Source organism: Jannaschia rubra (genome assembly GCF_001403735.1).
Classification (GTDB): Bacteria; Pseudomonadota; Alphaproteobacteria; order Rhodobacterales; family Rhodobacteraceae; genus Jannaschia; species Jannaschia rubra.
In genome coordinates, this window is sequence record NZ_CXPG01000009.1 from 54,559 (window position 1) to 70,106 (window position 15,548).

The following is a 15,548-nucleotide window of genomic DNA, read 5'->3' on the forward strand; positions in this document are numbered from 1 at the left end:
ATCGTGGAGGAGGAAACTCTGTAACCGCGCCGACGACCTTGGGGCGCGTCTGAAGCAGAGGCTGGAGGGCATGCGCGAGGGACTGCCCGAGATCGTCGATAGCCGCAGTCCGGTCTTCACGAAACAGTAAAGGTCGACGACGCGAGAACGGACCGGCCGAACCCCGATTTGGCGGATAGGACCCGAGGGGAGGCGCTGCAGCGGAACCTCATCCTTTTGACCTGCGGTGTCTACGGAAACGTCATCCGTTTTCTGGCGCCCATCCCCGACGATGTCTTCACTGAGACGCTGGATACCCTGGAGGATTCCGTGATGGCGGCGCGGACCGGTGCATGAGCAGCGGTCGCGGGTTGCGGGGATGCCGCCAAGGTCGGCCTGCGCGATCTGGCGCCGGTGATCAGGGCTCTCCGCCGAAATCGCCCTGCGTCGCGGGGTCAGATCCGGCCGAAGCCCACGATCAACTGGTGCAGGCCGATCGCGGCCCCGACGAGGATGGCGGCGGAGGCCAGCGGCGCGGAATAGGCGAGAACGGAAAACGCGGTGAGGCCTTGGCCCACGCTGCACCCGATGGCGAGGACCGCGCCGACGCCCATGGCGACGGCCCCCATGAGCTGGCGCCGCAATTCCCGCGGATCCTCGCAGGCCTCCCAGCGGAACTGTCCGCGGATCAGGCAGCCGACGAAGGCGCCCGCCAAGACGCCCGCGACCGAGCCGATGCCGAAATCCAGATCGGTACCGCTCGCCGTCATCAGCCAGAGCAGGGACCCGCCGAGCGGTGCGGCAAAGGAATGCGAGACGACCGGCACGGCGGCGAAGCCGGTGTCCGCGATCCAGGCCATGCCGATCCAGCCAGACACGATGGCCACGGCGACGCACAGACCCCAGCCGATGGCGCGCCAGTCCCGAAGGAAGGAGCGGTCGGCGAGGGACAGACCGATGAGGCCCAGGCCGGCCGCGATGCCGGGAATGGCCACCGGCATGCCGGTCATCGCGGCGATGCCATGGGCAAGGCCCTGCGGCTGCAGCGGAACGTTCGGCGGAAAGACCGCGACGCGCAGTGGGGCGAACGGGCCCGACAGGACGGCATAGGCCGCCAGCCCCATGACGATGACGATGACAAGGGATCGCATGTCGCCGCCACCGGCGCGCGCCAGCGCCCCGAACCCGCAGTTCCCCGCCAGCGCCATGCCGTAGCCGAACAGCAGCCCGCCTGCGACGACCGCGACCGGCGACCAGGGCGAGGCCAGGTTGAACGTGTCCGGAAGGTCGATCAGCCCCGCCTCGCCCGCGGTGAAGGTGAGGACGACGGCACCGCCAACTGCCACCCCCCACATCCGGGCGCGGGCCCACGAGGCCCGATAGAGGGCATCCTCGATCGCCCCGAGCGTGCAGAACCGGCCCAGACGCGCGGCAAGCCCGAGCAGCAGGCCGCCGAAGAACCCGACGAGGGCGGTCATGACGGGCTCGTCGATCCCGCCGATCATTCGGGAACCCGGCCCGGTGAGGCGGAAGGTGCGCCGGTCAGGACCGGGGTCCGCCCCGGCCGGCGGAGCCGTTGCAGAAAAGATCGTAGACCACGTCCATGATGCGCACGGCCCGGTCGTCGGCAAGGGAGTAGTAGATCGCCTTTCCCTCCCGGCGGGGCGTGACCAGCCCTTCGAGCCGGAGTCGGCCCAACTGCTGGGATACGGCGGCCTGTCGCTGGGCGAGCAGATCCTCGAGCTCCCTGACCGATTTTTCCCCCGAGGCGAGATGGCACAGGATCATCAGACGCCCCTCGTGGCTGATCGCCTTGAGGAAGTTGGACGCCGCCGTGGCGTTCTCGACCATGCGGTCGAGTTCTTCCTGGCTGGTATCGGGTCCGAATACGGGAAGGGCCATGCGCGCGATAAGGATCCATTCTGTTTCCCGCCCGATATGACGGGCCGACGGCAGTTGCCTGATGCCCTGTTAGCGGGCGTCGCGCCAACCGTCCAGTTCCGGAATGTCGCGGGCGGCATCGTCGAGCATGGCGCCCAGAACGGGCCAGAAGAATTCCTCCCCCGGATAGCCCTCGCGGCGCGCGATCTCGCGTCCGTCATGGACGAGGATGAAGGTCGGCGTGAACCTGATGCGCCCGGCCAGGTCCAGATCGTCGGGTACGGAGGCGTGGATGTCGATCCGGCGCAAGGGGGCCGCGTGCCCCTCGGCGGTCAGCGGATACTCCGGCGCGACCTCGGCGTTCCAGCGGGCGCACCAGATGCAGCCCGCCTCCTCGCCCATGACCAGCGTGACCTCGGCCGTGGCGACCCCGGGCGCAAGGCAGAGCATCGTCGCAAGGGCGGGAATTAGCGGTTGCATTTCATAATACATAATTTGAATGTTTGAATGCGGCAAGACATGGTTGCGTCCGATGTTCGACATCTCATTCTTCGGGGCCTTTCTGGCAGGACTGCTGTCGTTCCTGTCGCCCTGCATCCTGCCGATGGTGCCGTTTTATCTCTCCTACCTCGCCGGCGGCTCCGTGCAGGCGCTGGAGGAGGGGGATCTGCCGGCCGGCACGCGACGCCGGGCGGTGCTTTCGGCGGTCGCCTTCGCCGCCGGGGTCGCCACGATCTTCATGGGGCTGGGAGCGACTGCGACCGCCTTCGGGCAGATTGTCCGCGACTGGTTCGACGTCCTGCGCTGGATCGCGGCGGCGCTGATCCTGCTTATGGGAGTGCATTTCCTGGGGGTCTTCAAGATCGGATTGCTCTACCGGTCCTTCGGCCAGAACAGGACGGCCGCGCCGGGCGGCGGGGGCATGATGGCCGGCTACGTCATCGGCCTTGCCTTCGCGTTCGGCTGGACGCCCTGCGTCGGCCCCGTCCTCGCCGCCATCCTGTTCATGGCGGGGTCGCAGGAGAGCGTGTCGCAAGGCGTGATCCTTCTGCTGATCTACGCCATCGGCATGACGGCACCCTTCGTTCTCGCCGCTGCCTTCGTCGGGCCGTTCATGCGCTGGATGCGTCGGTTCCGCCGTCACCTGCCAACGATCGAGAAGATTATGGGTGTCTTCCTCATCGTCTTCGCGGTGCTGATCGCCACGAACTCGATGAACGTGATCGCGAACTGGATGCTGCAATTCTGGCCGGCAATCGGCTGATACCTTTCGGGAGGATGACATGACACGCTTGATGACCACCCTGGCCGCGACCCTGGCTCTGGCCCTGCCCGCGACGGCGGCCGAACTTGGCGATGACGGGCTGCACAAGGCGCCCTGGATGGTGGAGACCTTCAAGGACCTGCGGGAGGACCTCGACGAGGCGAATGCCGAGGGGCGCCGCCTCATGGTGATCGTGGAGCAGCGGGGCTGCATCTATTGCACGCGGATGCACGAGGAGGTCTTCCCCGATCCGGACATCGCCACGATGCTGGGCGAGGATTACTACGTCGTGCAGATCAATATGTTCGGCGACGTCGAGGTCACCGATTTCGATGGCGAAGCGCTGTCGGAGAAAGAGGCGGTCCGGAAGTGGAGGCTCAACTTCACGCCGACGATGATGTTCTTTCCCGAGGATGTGCCCGACGGAGTTGACGCCGAGTCCGCCGCGGCGGCGACCGTGCCCGGCGCCTTCGGGATCGAGACCACGCGCAACATGCTCACCTGGGTTCTGGAAAAAGGATACGACGGAGACGAGCCGTTCCAAGCCTACCATGCCCGCAAGCTCGGCGGCGGCTGAATTGGCATTAAAGTATTCACGATTGTGAATTGATCCTTGCGCGATCGTCCCTCCGCGGCATAGCCTCATGACCGGGAGACGAGACTGGGAGGTTTCATGAGACGCTTTGCGTTAGCTTTCGCGACGGCTGTTGCCTGCGCCACGATGGGAGCGGCACAGGATGTCGTGGCCCCCGGCGGTGTTGCCGTCGATGAGTACGGGGGCATCGCCACGTCCCTGACCGGCGCCCCCGGGGATCCGGCGAACGGGCAGGCGCTGATGGACAAGGGGTCTGGCAACTGCATCGCATGCCATGCGGTGACGGAGCTGTCCCATCTGGGCTTTCACGGCACCATCGGCCCCGTTCTCGACGGCGCTGCCGATCGTTGGACGGAAGCCGATCTTCGCGGAATCGTGGTGAATGCCAAGAACGTCTTCGAGGGGACGATGATGCCGTCCTTCTACCGGACCACCGGCTTCGTCCGACCCGGAGACGCCTTTACCGGAAATGCCCCCAAAGGCGACGTCCAGCCGCTTCTGACAGCGCAGGAGGTCGAGGATGTGGTGGCCTACCTCATGACGCTCAAGGAGGGTTGAGATGAACTTCACGAGACGCAAGACACTCATGACGGGAGCGACCGCTTTCGCGGCGGCGATGCTGCCTTTCGGCGCATATGCGGCCCTGTCCGACGACGCCATCGCGGAATTCACCGGGGGCGCCGAGGTCGGGTCCGAGGGGATCACGCTGACCGCCCCGGAAATTGCCGAGAACGGCAACACGGTGCCGATCGAGGTCGAGGCTCCGGGCGCTGTGTCGATCATGGTGCTCGCCGCGGGCAATCCGAACCCGGATGTCGGCACGTTCAACTTCGGCCCGCTGGCGGCACGCCAGTACGCCTCGACGCGGATACGTCTTGCCGGAACGCAGGATGTCATTGCTGTCGCCAAGATGCAGGACGGCAGCTTCGTGCAGGCATCGACCGAGGTGAAGGTCACCATCGGCGGCTGCGGCGGCTGAGATCGACGACAAGGAGAACCAAGATGGCAGAAGGCGTCAAACCCCGCGTCCGCGTTCCGAAGGAAGCGTCGGTCGGCGAGGCGATACTGATCAAGACCCTGATCTCGCACCAGATGGAATCGGGGCAGCGCAAGGACGACGCGGGAAACACGATCCCGCGCTCGATCATCAATCGGTTCACGGTCGATTTCGAAGGCGAGAACGTCATCGACGTCACGCTGGAGCCGGCGATCTCCACGAACCCTTATTTCGAATTCGAAGCGACGGTGCCGACATCGGGAACCTTCGTCTTCACATGGTACGACGACGACGGCGACGTCTACACCGACGAACAGTCGATCACGGTCTCCTGACTGGGGTCGAACGGTGGCGCGGATCCGGGGAGGAGGCCGCGCCGCAATCCCGGGGAGGGGAAGGGAGCATGAGAATGACGGTGAAGATGTTGTCCGCCACGGTCGCCGCGCTGACACTGGGGACCTGTGCAGCTTTGGCCGGTCCGGACGATGACCAGCTTGTGATCAACGGCGATTTGGAGATCGCGACCGAAGCCCCGGCCCCCGCCCATCTGGACGGCGCGCTGGGCGACACGATCTATTCGGGCTGGCGCTACCGCGAGGACGAGACGCAATCGGTTCAGGCCGACGATTTCGACAATCCGGGGATGCTCGGCGTCGAGAAGGCCCGCGATCTCTGGGTCGAGAGCGCGGGGACGGGCGAGGAAAGCTGCCAGTCCTGCCATGGCGAGCCCGAGGAAATGGCCGGCGTGTCCCCGACCTATCCGAAGTGGGACGAGACGGCGGGGGAGGTGCAGACCCTGACCATGCAGATCAACGAATGCCGGACGGAGCGCATGGGTGCTGAACCCTTCGCCTACGACAAGAGCGATGCCGTCGACATGACCGCGCTCCTCACTTCGGTCAGCCGGGGAATGCCCGTGAACGTGGCGATCGACGGCCCGGCGGAGGAGACCTGGCAGAGGGGGCATGACCTCTACTACACGCGCTTCGGCCAGATGGAGTTGAGCTGCGCGAACTGCCATGAGGACAACAACGGCCAGATGATCCGCGCCGATCACCTGAGCCAGGGCCAGAGCAACGGCTTCCCGGTCTACCGGCTGAAGAACACCAAGCTGAACGGCGTGCAGGACCGGTTCAAGGGCTGCATCCGAGACACCCTTGCCGAGACTTTCGCGCCCGGATCGCCGGAGCTCATCGCGCTCGAACTCTACGTCGCCTCGCGCGGCAACGGGCTGTCGGTCGAAGGGCCGAGCGTCCGCAACTGACCTTTCGAGCCCGTCTGCCGGAGATGGCAGACGGGCCTTTCTTTCTTCGAATACATGCGGTTTCTCGAATACGACCGGAGCGGCGACATGATTTCCAGACGAGACTTCCTCCAGGTGGCGATGGCGACCACGGCCATCTACGGGGGCGCTGCCTTCGGCACATGGTCCCGCGCAGCCGCGCAGCAGGCAATGACGCAGGACGATCTTCTGTCCTTCGAGACGACGGGCAACGTGACGCTGATCCACATCACGGACATCCATGCGCAACTGGTCCCCGTGTGGTTCCGCGAGCCTGAGATCAACCTCGGCGTCGGGGCCGCCGAAGGCCAGCCGCCGCACCTGACGGGAAAGGAGTTCCTGCAGCGCTACGGGATCGAGACCGGCAGCGCGGCGCAATACGCGCTGTCCTATCCCGATTTCACCGCGCTGGCCCGAAGCTACGGAAGGATGGGCGGCGCCGACCGGATCGCGACCATCGTCAAGTCGATCCGGGCAGAGCGGCCCGACGCGCTACTCCTCGACGGCGGCGACACCTGGCAGGGCAGCCTGACCGCGCTGCGGACCGACGGGCGCGATATGGTGGAGGTGTTCAACGCGCTCGGCACAGATGCGATGACGTCTCACTGGGAGTTCACGCTGGGCATCGACCGGGTGACGGAGATCGTCGAGAACGAACTGAACTTCCCGTTCCTCGGGGCGAACATCTTCGACGCCGAATGGAACGAGCCGGCCTATGAGCCCTATGTCATCTTCGAACGGGGCGGGGCGCGCATCGCCGTGATTGGGCAGGCCTTTCCCTACATGCCGATCGCGAATCCCGGTTACATGTTCCCCGACCTCAGCTTCGGCGTGCGGGATGAGCGGATGGCAGAAGTCGTCCGGGAGGCCCGCGACGAGGGGGCCGATGCGGTGGTCTTGCTGTCGCACAACGGCTTCGACGTTGATCGCAAGATGGCCGCCCGCGTGCCGGGGATCGACGTGATCCTGACCGGGCACACGCACGACGCGCTTCCCGAGCCACTGCTTGTCGGCAAGACGCATCTGATCGCGTCGGGCAGCCATGGCAAGTTCGTGAGCCGCCTCGATCTCGACGTGCGCGACGGCGAGGTGAAGGCGGTGCGCCACAAGCTGATCCCCGTTTTCTCGGACGTCATCGCGGCCGATCCGGAGATGACCGCACTGGTCGAGGCCCAGCGGGGCCCCTTCAAGGGCGAGCTTTCGGAAGTGATCGGACGGACGGAGTCGCTTCTCTACCGCCGCGGGAACTTCAACGGAACGTGGGACGACCTGATCTGCGACGCCCTGCTGCAGGAGCGGGAGGCGGATATCGCGCTGTCGCCGGGATTCCGCTGGGGCGCCTCCGTGCTGCCGGGGCAGGACATCACGCGCGAGGACATCTTCAACGCGACCGCCATGACCTACCCCGAGGCCTACCGCACGGAAATGACCGGCGAACAGCTGCACATCATCATGGAGGACGTGGCCGACAACCTGTTCCATCCCGATCCCTACTACCAACAGGGCGGCGACATGGTGCGCGTCGGGGGCATGGGCTACCGCATCGACATCGGCAGACCGGCCGGCAGCCGCATCTCCGAGATGACGATGCTTTCGACCGGCGAAGCGGTGGAGCCGTCGCGGACCTACGTCGTCGCGGGCTGGGCCAGCGTCAATCCGGAGGTCGAGGGGCCGCCGATCTGGGACGTGGTGGAATCCTACGTCGCGCGCGAAGGCACCGTCTCGATCTCGCCCAATCAGAATGTGCAGGTCGTCACCGGATGACCCGCCTGGAGCCGAAGGAGAACCACAGATGAGCGAGCACAAAGGTCCCAGCCGCCGCATGCTCCTGGGCGCGATGGCCGCGGGTGGCGCCGCGATGACGACTGGAATGGCCCGTGCTGCGGGCGATCCGGCCATCACCGAGCTGCAACCCTGGATGCGGAGCCTTGGAGACGGCGTCGACGCCCACCCCTACGGGATGCCGTCCCCGTTCGAGGCACATGTGAAGCGCCGCAACGTGGAATGGCTGACGGCCGATCCGGTGAGTTCGGTCAACTTCACCCCCATCCACGAGCTCGACGGCATCATCACGCCCAACGGATTGTGCTTCGAGCGCCATCATTCCGGTATCGCGCGGGTGGATCCCTCGCTCCACCGACTGATGATCAACGGGCTGGTGGACCGCGAGATCGTGTTCACCATGGACGACCTGAAGCGCTTTCCGCGGTACAACCGGATCCATTTCCTCGAATGCGCGGCCAACTCCGGCATGGAGTGGCGCGGTGCCCAGCTGAACGGGTGTCAGTTCACCCACGGCATGATCCACAACGTCATGTATACAGGTGTGATGCTGCGCGACGTCCTGGCGGCCGCGGGGGTGAAGCCGACTGGAACATGGCTGCTGGCGGAGGGGGCCGATGCCGCCGCGATGACGCGTTCCATCCCGATGGAAAAGGCGCTCGACGACTGCATGATCGCCTTCAAGATGAACGGCGAGGCGCTGCGCCCCGAACAGGGCTATCCGGTGCGCCTCGTCGTGCCGGGGTGGGAAGGCAACATGTGGGTCAAGTGGCTGCGCCGGATCGAGATCGGCGACCAACCCTGGCAGCACCGCGAGGAGACGTCGAAGTACACTGACCTGCTGCCCGACGGACGCGCCCGGCGATTCACCTATGAGATGGACGCGAAGTCAGTGATCACCAACCCGTCACCGCAGGCCCCGCTGAGCCATGGAAAGGGGCCGACCGTCCTGACCGGTATCGCCTGGTCGGGGCGTGGCACGATCCCGCGGGTGGACGTTACGCTCGACGGCGGTCGGAACTGGCATCAGGCGCGGATGGATGGCCCGAGCCTGGAGAAATCGATGCACCGGTTCTACTTCGATTTCGACTGGGACGGGCGTCCGCTTCTGCTGCAGAGCCGGGCGCATGACAGCACCGGCTACGTCCAGCCGACGAAGGATGCGCTGCGCGCGATCCGCGGACCGGATTCGATCTATCACAACAACGGCATCCAGACATGGCATGTCGACGAACGCGGGGAGGCCGAGAATGTCGAGGTCGGTTGAACGCAGGACGCGGTTCGCGATCGCTCTATGCGGCATCGCGGTGGCTGCGACGGCCATCGCGCCCGAGATGCCGAGCCGGCTCATGGCCAGCTTCACGATGACCGCGCAGGCGCAGACGGTGCCGACCGGGGAGGAACTTGCGCTTGGCCGGCTCGCCACGCCGGACGAGATCGCCGCTTGGGACATCGACATCCGGCCCGATGGCGCCGGCCTCCCCGACGGCTCCGGCGACGTCTGGACGGGCGAGGAACTCTATGTCGAGAACTGCGCCAGCTGCCACGGCGATTTCGGCGAATCCATCGGACGCTGGCCGCAGCTTGCGGGCGGGCAGGGGACGCTGACTCGCGATCGCCCCGTCAAGACGATCGGCAGCTATTGGCCCTATCTTTCGACGGTCTATGATTACGTTCACAGGGCCATGCCGTTCGGTGACGCGCAATCGCTCTCCGACGACGACGTCTATGCGATCACGGCCTACCTGCTCTATCTCAACGACCTCGTGGACGATGATTTCGTGCTCGACCGGGAGGCACTGGCCGGGTTCGACATGCCCAACGTGAACGGCTTCTATCCCGACGATCGCGCCGAGACGGAGTTCGGTGTCTTTTCCGCACCCATCTGCATGGAAGATTGCCGGAATGAGGTGGAGATCACCGCGCGTGCCGAAGTCGTGGATGTGACGCCCGACGACGAAACCGCGCGGCTCGCCCGAGAAGCAGCCGCGACGGGCGAGAACAGCGGCATCACCGAAGCGGACGCGCAGGTCACGACGCCTGACGGCGCGGCCGCGCCGACATCCGACCCGGATCTGATCGCGCAGGGTGAAGGCGTTTTTCGCCAGTGCAAGTCCTGTCATCAAGTCGGCGAGGGCGCGGGCAATCGCACGGGGCCGGTCCTAAACGGTGTCGTCGGCCATCAGGCCGGCGCGGTCGAGGGGTTCCGGTATTCGGGCGCTCTCGAGAAGAAGGCCGAGGCGGGACTGGTCTGGACGCAGGAGGAACTTGCCGCGTTCCTGACCGCGCCCCGGGACTACCTGCCCGGAACCAAGATGGTGTTCCGGGGTCTGCGAGACGAAGAGGAGCGGGCTGCGGTGATCGCCTACCTGCAATCGATCGAGGAATGAACGGCAAGCCCTGGGCCCGCCACGGGCCAGGAGCCGGACTGAAAAGGAGACGAAAATGCGGACTCTGACATTTGCAGCCGTGATGGCCGTCGCGGGCACCTGTGCGATGGCCGACGACATCGCTACCGAGGTCTTCGAAGGTGATGTGGGCGACGCCGCCTTTGCAGTGGAAAACGCCATCGTCGATGCTGGTCTGGTGATCGACTACGTCTCGAACGTGGGCGACATGCTGGATCGGACCGGCGCGGACCTCGATCTCGGACCCTCGCCCGTGGGCGCAGAGGCGAAGATCTTCGTCTTTTGCTCGGCCCTCGTCAGTCGCGAGGTGATGGAGGCGGACCCGATGAACGTCAGCAACTGCCCCTATGGCATCTTCGTCGCGGACATCGACGGCGCGACCGTCGTCGGACATCGACGCTATGCGGCCGAGACCATGGAACCGGTGAACGTGCTGCTTTCGGACATCGTCGCGGCGGCGATCGAATAAGGGCCGCCGCGTCGGGTCGCGGCCGGGTTTGCGATGGCTGCCGCGCCGGTGTGGCCGCCGGCGGGGCGGTCCCGGTCAGCTTTGAACGAAACGGAAGCCGTCACCTTCGGCGTCGACCCGGCCATACCCGCCCTGCGGCAGGTGGAAGCCGACGATCGCGAGGTCGTCTGCCCGGATGCGGTCGAACAGGGCGCGACGGGTCGCGGCGGCCATGTCCTGATCCTGATCGCTGCCCGAAGGCCAGTCCGGTTTGAGGAAGGCGACGTGATGGTTGCCGATCGCGTCGCCCAGGATGAGCGTGTCGCCAATCTGAAACGACATGTGTCCGGGCGTATGGCCCGGCGAGGCGATGGCCAGCATCCCCGACAGCACCTCGTCCCCGTCGTCGAAGAACCGCAACCTGTCGGCAAGGGCCTCGAGCCGCCGCGCCGCGCCCACGGCGAAGGTCGCCCGCGCCTCGCCAATGGTCTCCAGCGTCGCCGGATCGGACCAGTAGGCATGCTCCAAGGTGCCAATGTGATGCACGGCTTCTGAGAACAGTGGCTCATCGAAATCGTCGAGCGCGCCCCAGATATGGTCGGGGTGGGCATGGGTGAAGACGACGTCGGTGACGTCCGCGGGCGCGATGCCCGCCGCCTCCAGTGCGGCCAGGAGATGCCCGGCACTCGGCTGGAAGTCGGGCCCGGCGCCGGCATCGAACAGGATCGTCCGGCCACCGCCCTGCACCAGTGCGAGATTGCATTCCGGGGTCAGTTCCTCGCCGAGGTCGAAGGGCGCGACGACGGAGGCGAGTTCGTCCTTCGGCATCGGATCGAAGATGAATCCGCGCGGCAGGACGAGGTTGCCGTCGCTGACCGTGATGAGTGACTGGCCATCGGCGAGTTCGATCTGCGCGAGGGCGAAGTAGGGCAGCGCGACCCCGGCCAGGGAACTGGCGATGAAGGTTCGACGATCGATCATAGAGGCCTCAATACATTCATATACGTGAGTATGATCCACCATAAGGTTGGAGACAACATTCATGGTCGCGTTTCGACCGGAACGATGATCTCGTCGGGTGCCGACTTCGCGTTGCTGTCGGAACCGCGCCATCGCAGACGGGCAGGAGCGCATCAGCGTCTTTCTTGGCGCATGTGGGGCACGAGATTGTTGGACCTGGTCGTGGTCGCAGGCGTTGATCTGGCATGTGGTTTCCCGGACCACGCCATTGCCGATGGTCGTCCTGTCCGCGGAGCGTTCCGCCCCGGCTGCCTGCCGATCTACATGATCTGTCTGCTCGCCTGATCTGCCCAAGGCGTTGTCGAAGGTGACCTGCCACGGGATTTTTCCTCCACCGTTGATTGGAGTCCGCCCCAACCTGAGGACGGACAATGAAGCGCACGAGATTCACGGACGAACAGATCATCGGCATCCTCGCCGAGCACGAGACTGGCGCGAAGTGCGCAGACCTGTGTCGCAAGCACGGCATGTCGGAAGGCACTTTCTATAACTGGAAGGCCAAGTTCGGGGGCATGACGGTATCAGAGGCCAAGCGGCTGAAGGCGCTCGAGGATGAAAACGCCAAACTGAAGAAGCTTCCGGCCGAGCAAATGCCGGATCTGGCTGCGATGAAGGATCTGGTTTCAAGAAAGTGGTAGAGCCCGCCGTGAAGCGTGAAGCCGTCGCATATCTTCGGGCCGAGCATGGCCTGTCGGAGCGGCGGGTCTGCCATATCGTCGGCGCGGATCGAACGATGATCCGCTATCGATCTCGGCGCGCCTCGGACACGGTTTTGCGCGGTCGGTTGCGGGATCTGGCCGATGAGCGCCGGCGGTTCGGTTACCGGCGCCTGTTCGTCCTGCTGCGCCGCGAGGGTGAGCCTTCGGGGATCAACCGGATCTATCGGCTCTACCGCGAGCAGGGGCTGACGGTGCGCAAGCGAAAGGCCCGAGGCAAGGCCGTCGGGACCCGGGCGCCAATCCTGGTCGAGGCACGGCCCAATGCGCGCTGGTCACTGGATTTCGTCCATGACCAGTTTGCTGACGGCCAGCGCTTTCGGGTTCTCGACGTGGTCGACGACGTCACCCGGGAATGCCTCGCGGCGATCTCGGACACCTCGATCTCCGGACGCCGCGTTGCGCGTGAGCTCACGGCCCTGATCGAGCGCCGCGGGAAGCCAGGAATGATTGTCAGCGACAATGGGACGGAACTGACCGGTAACGCGATATTGCGGTGGTGCTCCGAGCGCCGGATCGAATGGCATTACATCGCGCCGGGCAAGCCGATGCAGAACGGTTTCGTCGAGAGTTTCAACGGGCGCATGCGCGACGAGCTGCTCACCGAAACCATGTTCCGAAATCTGGCTCATGCACGTGTCGTAATCGCCGCCTGGGCTGCCGACTATAACACCGAACGCCCGCATTCGGCATTGGATTACCAAACCCCGGCCGACTACGCGCGGACCCTGACCGCCGCAATCGCCCGCCCCGCTGCGCGAGATGAAAGCTCCGCGCGTCGGGCGATTGCTCAACCTGCGCCAAACGGCGTAAACAAAAACCGGGCTCCGGTCGCGGCTGGATGAACGTTCAGTGGCAGGTCACGTGCTACAAACAACGAGACGGAACGGCCTTGTCATGGGCATGAAGGCGTTCTGATCGAAGCAACAATGCGACCCTCTGTGCTGATCGTGCTCGAAGGGCCCCGGTGTGTGCAGGTTGGTGATCGGACGGCTGATGCAGTTGATGACGAAGCGGTTGGGCGCAGCCTCGCAAGACACCGGTATAGAACAGTGTGCTCGTTAAATATGGAGTCGTCCGTGGCCTTCGGAACACTTCCGTAGGCAGGCCTAGAACCTACTGAAACGACTTTTCAACCAAACAGAAGCCGATCGGCGTGGCTAAGAAACGGAATCTATGTGGCACGTTTCAAATTGACGGATGGTGGAGCCTAGGGGAGTCGAACCCCTGACCTCTTGCATGCCATGCAAGCGCTCTACCAACTGAGCTAAGGCCCCTGACCGGCCTGCGATCTAGGACAGGCCCGGGGGCGGCGCAAGCGGAAAAATCGCCTGCGTCGCCAGGATCCGCCTGACGCGGATCAGTCGTCGTCGTCGCCGCCGACGTCGGCGATCTCGTCGAGGGAGACGGTGTCGTCATCCTCGTCTTCCAGGACCGCGTCGTTATCTGCGACCTCGTCCTCCTCCAGATCGACATCGTCGTCGTCCAGCAGCAGGTCGTCGTCGTCCTTCTTTTTCTTCTTGGTGTCGGCGTCATCCTTGTCGGCCACCAGGATGCGGGTCTTGGTGCCGGTGTCGACGTTCACGACCTCGCCCGTGTAGGGGCTGACGATGGGCGAGCGGTTCATGTCGTAGAAGCGCTTGCCGGTCGTCGGGCAGACCCGCTTGACGCCCCATTCTTCCTTGGGCATGTCGCATCCTTCATCTTGTCCGGGCAAGATCGCCTCGGGTGCAGGGAATTGGGGGCGGATGCCACAGGGGTCAAGGCATGGCAAGCCCCAGATCGGCTGGGCGGCCCCGGGGCCGGAGGGACGGAAATGACCGACACACTGCCCGTTCCCGGTGCGCCCGACCTTCTGGTGCTGTTGCGCCGATCGGCCCGCGCACGGCGCATGTCGCTCCGGGTCGGGCGGTCGGATGGGCTTGTCACCTTGTCTCTTCCGCGCCGGATGTCGCTGGCCGACGCGCGCGCCTTCGTGGCGCAACAGGCGGACTGGATCGCGCGGCACGTCGCCGCCGCGCCCGCCCCGCGCCGCGTTGCCATCGGCGGTACGCTGCCCCTTCTGGGTCGGGAGGTTCCGGTGGTCGCAGGCTCCGGTCGGGCGGCGCGGTTCACCGGCGAGGCCATCGCAGTGCCCGACGACGGTCATGCGGGCGCGCGGGTGCGGGCGCTGCTGCGGACGCTTGCACGGACGCATCTGTCGGCGGCGGTCGACCGGCACGCCGCGGTGCTGGGACGGGCACCTGCCCGGATGACGCTGCGCGACACGCGGTCACGTTGGGGGTCGTGTTCGTCGCGGGGCGACCTGATGTTCAGCTGGCGTCTGGTCATGGCGCCACTTGACGTGCTGGACTACGTCGCCGCGCATGAGGTGGCGCATCTGGCCCACATGGATCACTCCGCCCGCTTCTGGGCGCAGGTTGCCGCACTGATGCCCGACTACACACCCCGGCGCGCTTGGTTGCGGGCCGAAGGGGCGGCGCTGCATGCCGTGGATTTCGGCGCAGGATGAGGGCATGATCCCGCCATGCTGTTGACCCCTCTTTCCGATGGCACAGGTGCCGCGCACGAACGGCTCTACCGCGCGCTCCGCAGCCGGATCATGCATGGCGAGATCGACCCCGGCAAGTCGCTGACCCTGCGCGGCATCGGGCGCGACTACGGCGTCAGCATGACCCCCGTGCGCGAGGCCATGCGCCGGCTGGTGGCCGAAGGCGCGCTGTCGCTATCCGCCTCGGGGCGGATCAGCACGCCCGCCCTGTCGACCGACCGGATCGAGGAGCTGGCCGCCCTGCGCTCGTTGCTGGAGCCGGAACTGGCGATCCGCGCCCTTCCGCGCGCGCATCTGGCACTGATCGACCGGATGGAGACGATCAACACCGCCATTGCCGAGCAGATCGTGAAGCACGACGCGTCGGGCTATATCCGGACCAACCTGGAGTTTCACCGCACGCTCTATCTGCGCGCGCAGGCCCCTGCGATGCTGGCCATGGTCGAGACGGTCTGGCTGCAACTGGGGCCGACGATGCGGGCGCTCTACGGACGGCTGAACCGGACTGAGGTTCCCAAGAACCACCGCCTGATCGTCGCGGCGCTGCGCGCAGGCGACGAGCCTGGCTTGCGGCTTGCGGTGCGCGCGGACGTGACGCAGGGCTTGCGCCTGCTGGCCGGCTGAG

The 15,548-nt window shown here is 65.6% G+C and carries 18 protein-coding genes and 1 tRNA gene; 13 read left to right on the forward strand and 6 right to left on the reverse strand.

Going from position 1 to position 15,548, the window contains the following annotated elements:
* Positions 1-434: 434 nt before the first annotated feature.
* The 3 genes from JAN5088_RS00505 to JAN5088_RS00515 all read right to left on the reverse strand — a co-directional run bounded on the left by JAN5088_RS00505 (position 435) and on the right by JAN5088_RS00515 (position 2,340).
* Positions 435-1,484, reverse strand: coding sequence for a YeeE/YedE family protein (locus JAN5088_RS00505; protein WP_055680846.1), 1,050 nt, complete (start codon positions 1,482-1,484; stop codon positions 435-437).
* A gap of 37 nt (positions 1,485-1,521) precedes the next feature.
* On the reverse strand, positions 1,522-1,881 hold the full coding sequence (locus tag JAN5088_RS00510) for an ArsR/SmtB family transcription factor (RefSeq protein WP_055680847.1): 360 nt from the start codon (positions 1,879-1,881) through the stop codon (positions 1,522-1,524).
* A 69-nt stretch (positions 1,882-1,950) separates the two neighbouring features.
* A complete protein-coding gene (locus tag JAN5088_RS00515) occupies positions 1,951-2,340 on the reverse strand; it encodes a thioredoxin domain-containing protein (RefSeq protein ID WP_055681127.1) in 390 nt (129 codons plus the stop codon).
* 52 nt (positions 2,341-2,392) lie between these two features.
* Here JAN5088_RS00515 and JAN5088_RS00520 point away from each other — a divergent pair, with 52 nt between their 5' ends.
* The 10 genes from JAN5088_RS00520 (at position 2,393) to JAN5088_RS00565 (ending at position 10,657) form a co-directional block, all read left to right on the forward strand.
* Positions 2,393-3,124, forward strand: a complete 732-nt coding sequence (locus tag JAN5088_RS00520; RefSeq protein WP_055680848.1) for a cytochrome c biogenesis CcdA family protein — start codon at positions 2,393-2,395, stop codon at positions 3,122-3,124.
* A gap of 19 nt (positions 3,125-3,143) precedes the next feature.
* Positions 3,144-3,701, forward strand: coding sequence for a thioredoxin family protein (locus JAN5088_RS00525; protein ID WP_055680849.1), 558 nt, complete (start codon positions 3,144-3,146; stop codon positions 3,699-3,701).
* 96 nt (positions 3,702-3,797) lie between these two features.
* Positions 3,798-4,277 (forward strand): sulfur oxidation c-type cytochrome SoxX, encoded by a 480-nt coding sequence (gene soxX, locus JAN5088_RS00530; RefSeq protein ID WP_055680850.1) that lies wholly within the window; start codon positions 3,798-3,800, stop codon positions 4,275-4,277.
* A gap of 1 nt (position 4,278) precedes the next feature.
* A complete protein-coding gene (gene soxY, locus JAN5088_RS00535) occupies positions 4,279-4,698 on the forward strand; it encodes a thiosulfate oxidation carrier protein SoxY (protein ID WP_055680851.1) in 420 nt (139 codons plus the stop codon).
* Positions 4,699-4,721: 23 nt separating this feature from the next.
* The gene (soxZ, locus tag JAN5088_RS00540) at positions 4,722-5,051 is read left to right on the forward strand and encodes a thiosulfate oxidation carrier complex protein SoxZ (protein ID WP_055680852.1); all 330 of its coding nucleotides are present in this window, start codon (positions 4,722-4,724) and stop codon (positions 5,049-5,051) included.
* Between the two features lie 74 nt (positions 5,052-5,125).
* Positions 5,126-5,980 carry a sulfur oxidation c-type cytochrome SoxA gene (soxA, locus tag JAN5088_RS00545; protein ID WP_233489679.1) on the forward strand — a complete coding sequence of 285 codons (855 nt, stop codon included), beginning with the start codon at positions 5,126-5,128 and terminating at the stop codon, positions 5,978-5,980.
* Between the two features lie 87 nt (positions 5,981-6,067).
* Positions 6,068-7,762, forward strand: coding sequence for a thiosulfohydrolase SoxB (gene soxB, locus JAN5088_RS00550; protein WP_055681128.1), 1,695 nt, complete (start codon positions 6,068-6,070; stop codon positions 7,760-7,762).
* 28 nt (positions 7,763-7,790) lie between these two features.
* A complete protein-coding gene (gene soxC, locus JAN5088_RS00555) occupies positions 7,791-9,047 on the forward strand; it encodes a sulfite dehydrogenase (RefSeq protein ID WP_082429728.1) in 1,257 nt (418 codons plus the stop codon).
* Positions 9,031-10,170 carry a c-type cytochrome gene (locus tag JAN5088_RS00560; RefSeq protein WP_082429730.1) on the forward strand — a complete coding sequence of 380 codons (1,140 nt, stop codon included), beginning with the start codon at positions 9,031-9,033 and terminating at the stop codon, positions 10,168-10,170. The genes soxC and JAN5088_RS00560 overlap by 17 nt, the downstream gene beginning before the upstream one ends.
* 55 nt (positions 10,171-10,225) lie before the next feature.
* The gene (locus JAN5088_RS00565) at positions 10,226-10,657 is read left to right on the forward strand and encodes a DUF302 domain-containing protein (protein WP_055680854.1); all 432 of its coding nucleotides are present in this window, start codon (positions 10,226-10,228) and stop codon (positions 10,655-10,657) included.
* A 75-nt stretch (positions 10,658-10,732) separates the two neighbouring features.
* On the opposite strand, the gene JAN5088_RS00570 is transcribed toward JAN5088_RS00565, so the two are convergent.
* Positions 10,733-11,617, reverse strand: a complete 885-nt coding sequence (locus tag JAN5088_RS00570; RefSeq protein WP_055680855.1) for an MBL fold metallo-hydrolase — start codon at positions 11,615-11,617, stop codon at positions 10,733-10,735.
* A gap of 410 nt (positions 11,618-12,027) precedes the next feature.
* On the opposite strand from JAN5088_RS00570, the gene JAN5088_RS00580 reads away from it, so the two are divergent.
* A protein-coding gene (locus JAN5088_RS00580; RefSeq protein WP_143114551.1) for an IS3 family transposase occupies positions 12,028-13,217 on the forward strand; the annotation gives its coding sequence in 2 pieces (ribosomal slippage) (positions 12,028-12,280 and positions 12,280-13,217; 1,191 coding nt in all).
* Positions 13,218-13,573: 356 nt separating this feature from the next.
* Here JAN5088_RS00580 and JAN5088_RS00585 read toward each other — a convergent pair.
* Together JAN5088_RS00585 and JAN5088_RS00590 are read right to left on the reverse strand one after the other, a co-directional pair.
* A tRNA-Ala gene (locus tag JAN5088_RS00585) sits at positions 13,574-13,649 on the reverse strand.
* Between the two features lie 83 nt (positions 13,650-13,732).
* On the reverse strand, positions 13,733-14,062 hold the full coding sequence (locus JAN5088_RS00590; RefSeq protein WP_055680858.1) for a TIGR02300 family protein: 330 nt from the start codon (positions 14,060-14,062) through the stop codon (positions 13,733-13,735).
* A gap of 126 nt (positions 14,063-14,188) precedes the next feature.
* On the opposite strand from JAN5088_RS00590, the gene JAN5088_RS00595 reads away from it, so the two are divergent.
* The gene (locus tag JAN5088_RS00595) at positions 14,189-14,884 is read left to right on the forward strand and encodes a M48 family metallopeptidase (RefSeq protein ID WP_143114549.1); all 696 of its coding nucleotides are present in this window, start codon (positions 14,189-14,191) and stop codon (positions 14,882-14,884) included.
* Between the two features lie 15 nt (positions 14,885-14,899).
* Positions 14,900-15,547, forward strand: coding sequence for a GntR family transcriptional regulator (locus JAN5088_RS00600; protein WP_055680859.1), 648 nt, complete (start codon positions 14,900-14,902; stop codon positions 15,545-15,547).
* The last annotated feature ends 1 nt before the right edge of the window (position 15,548 follow it).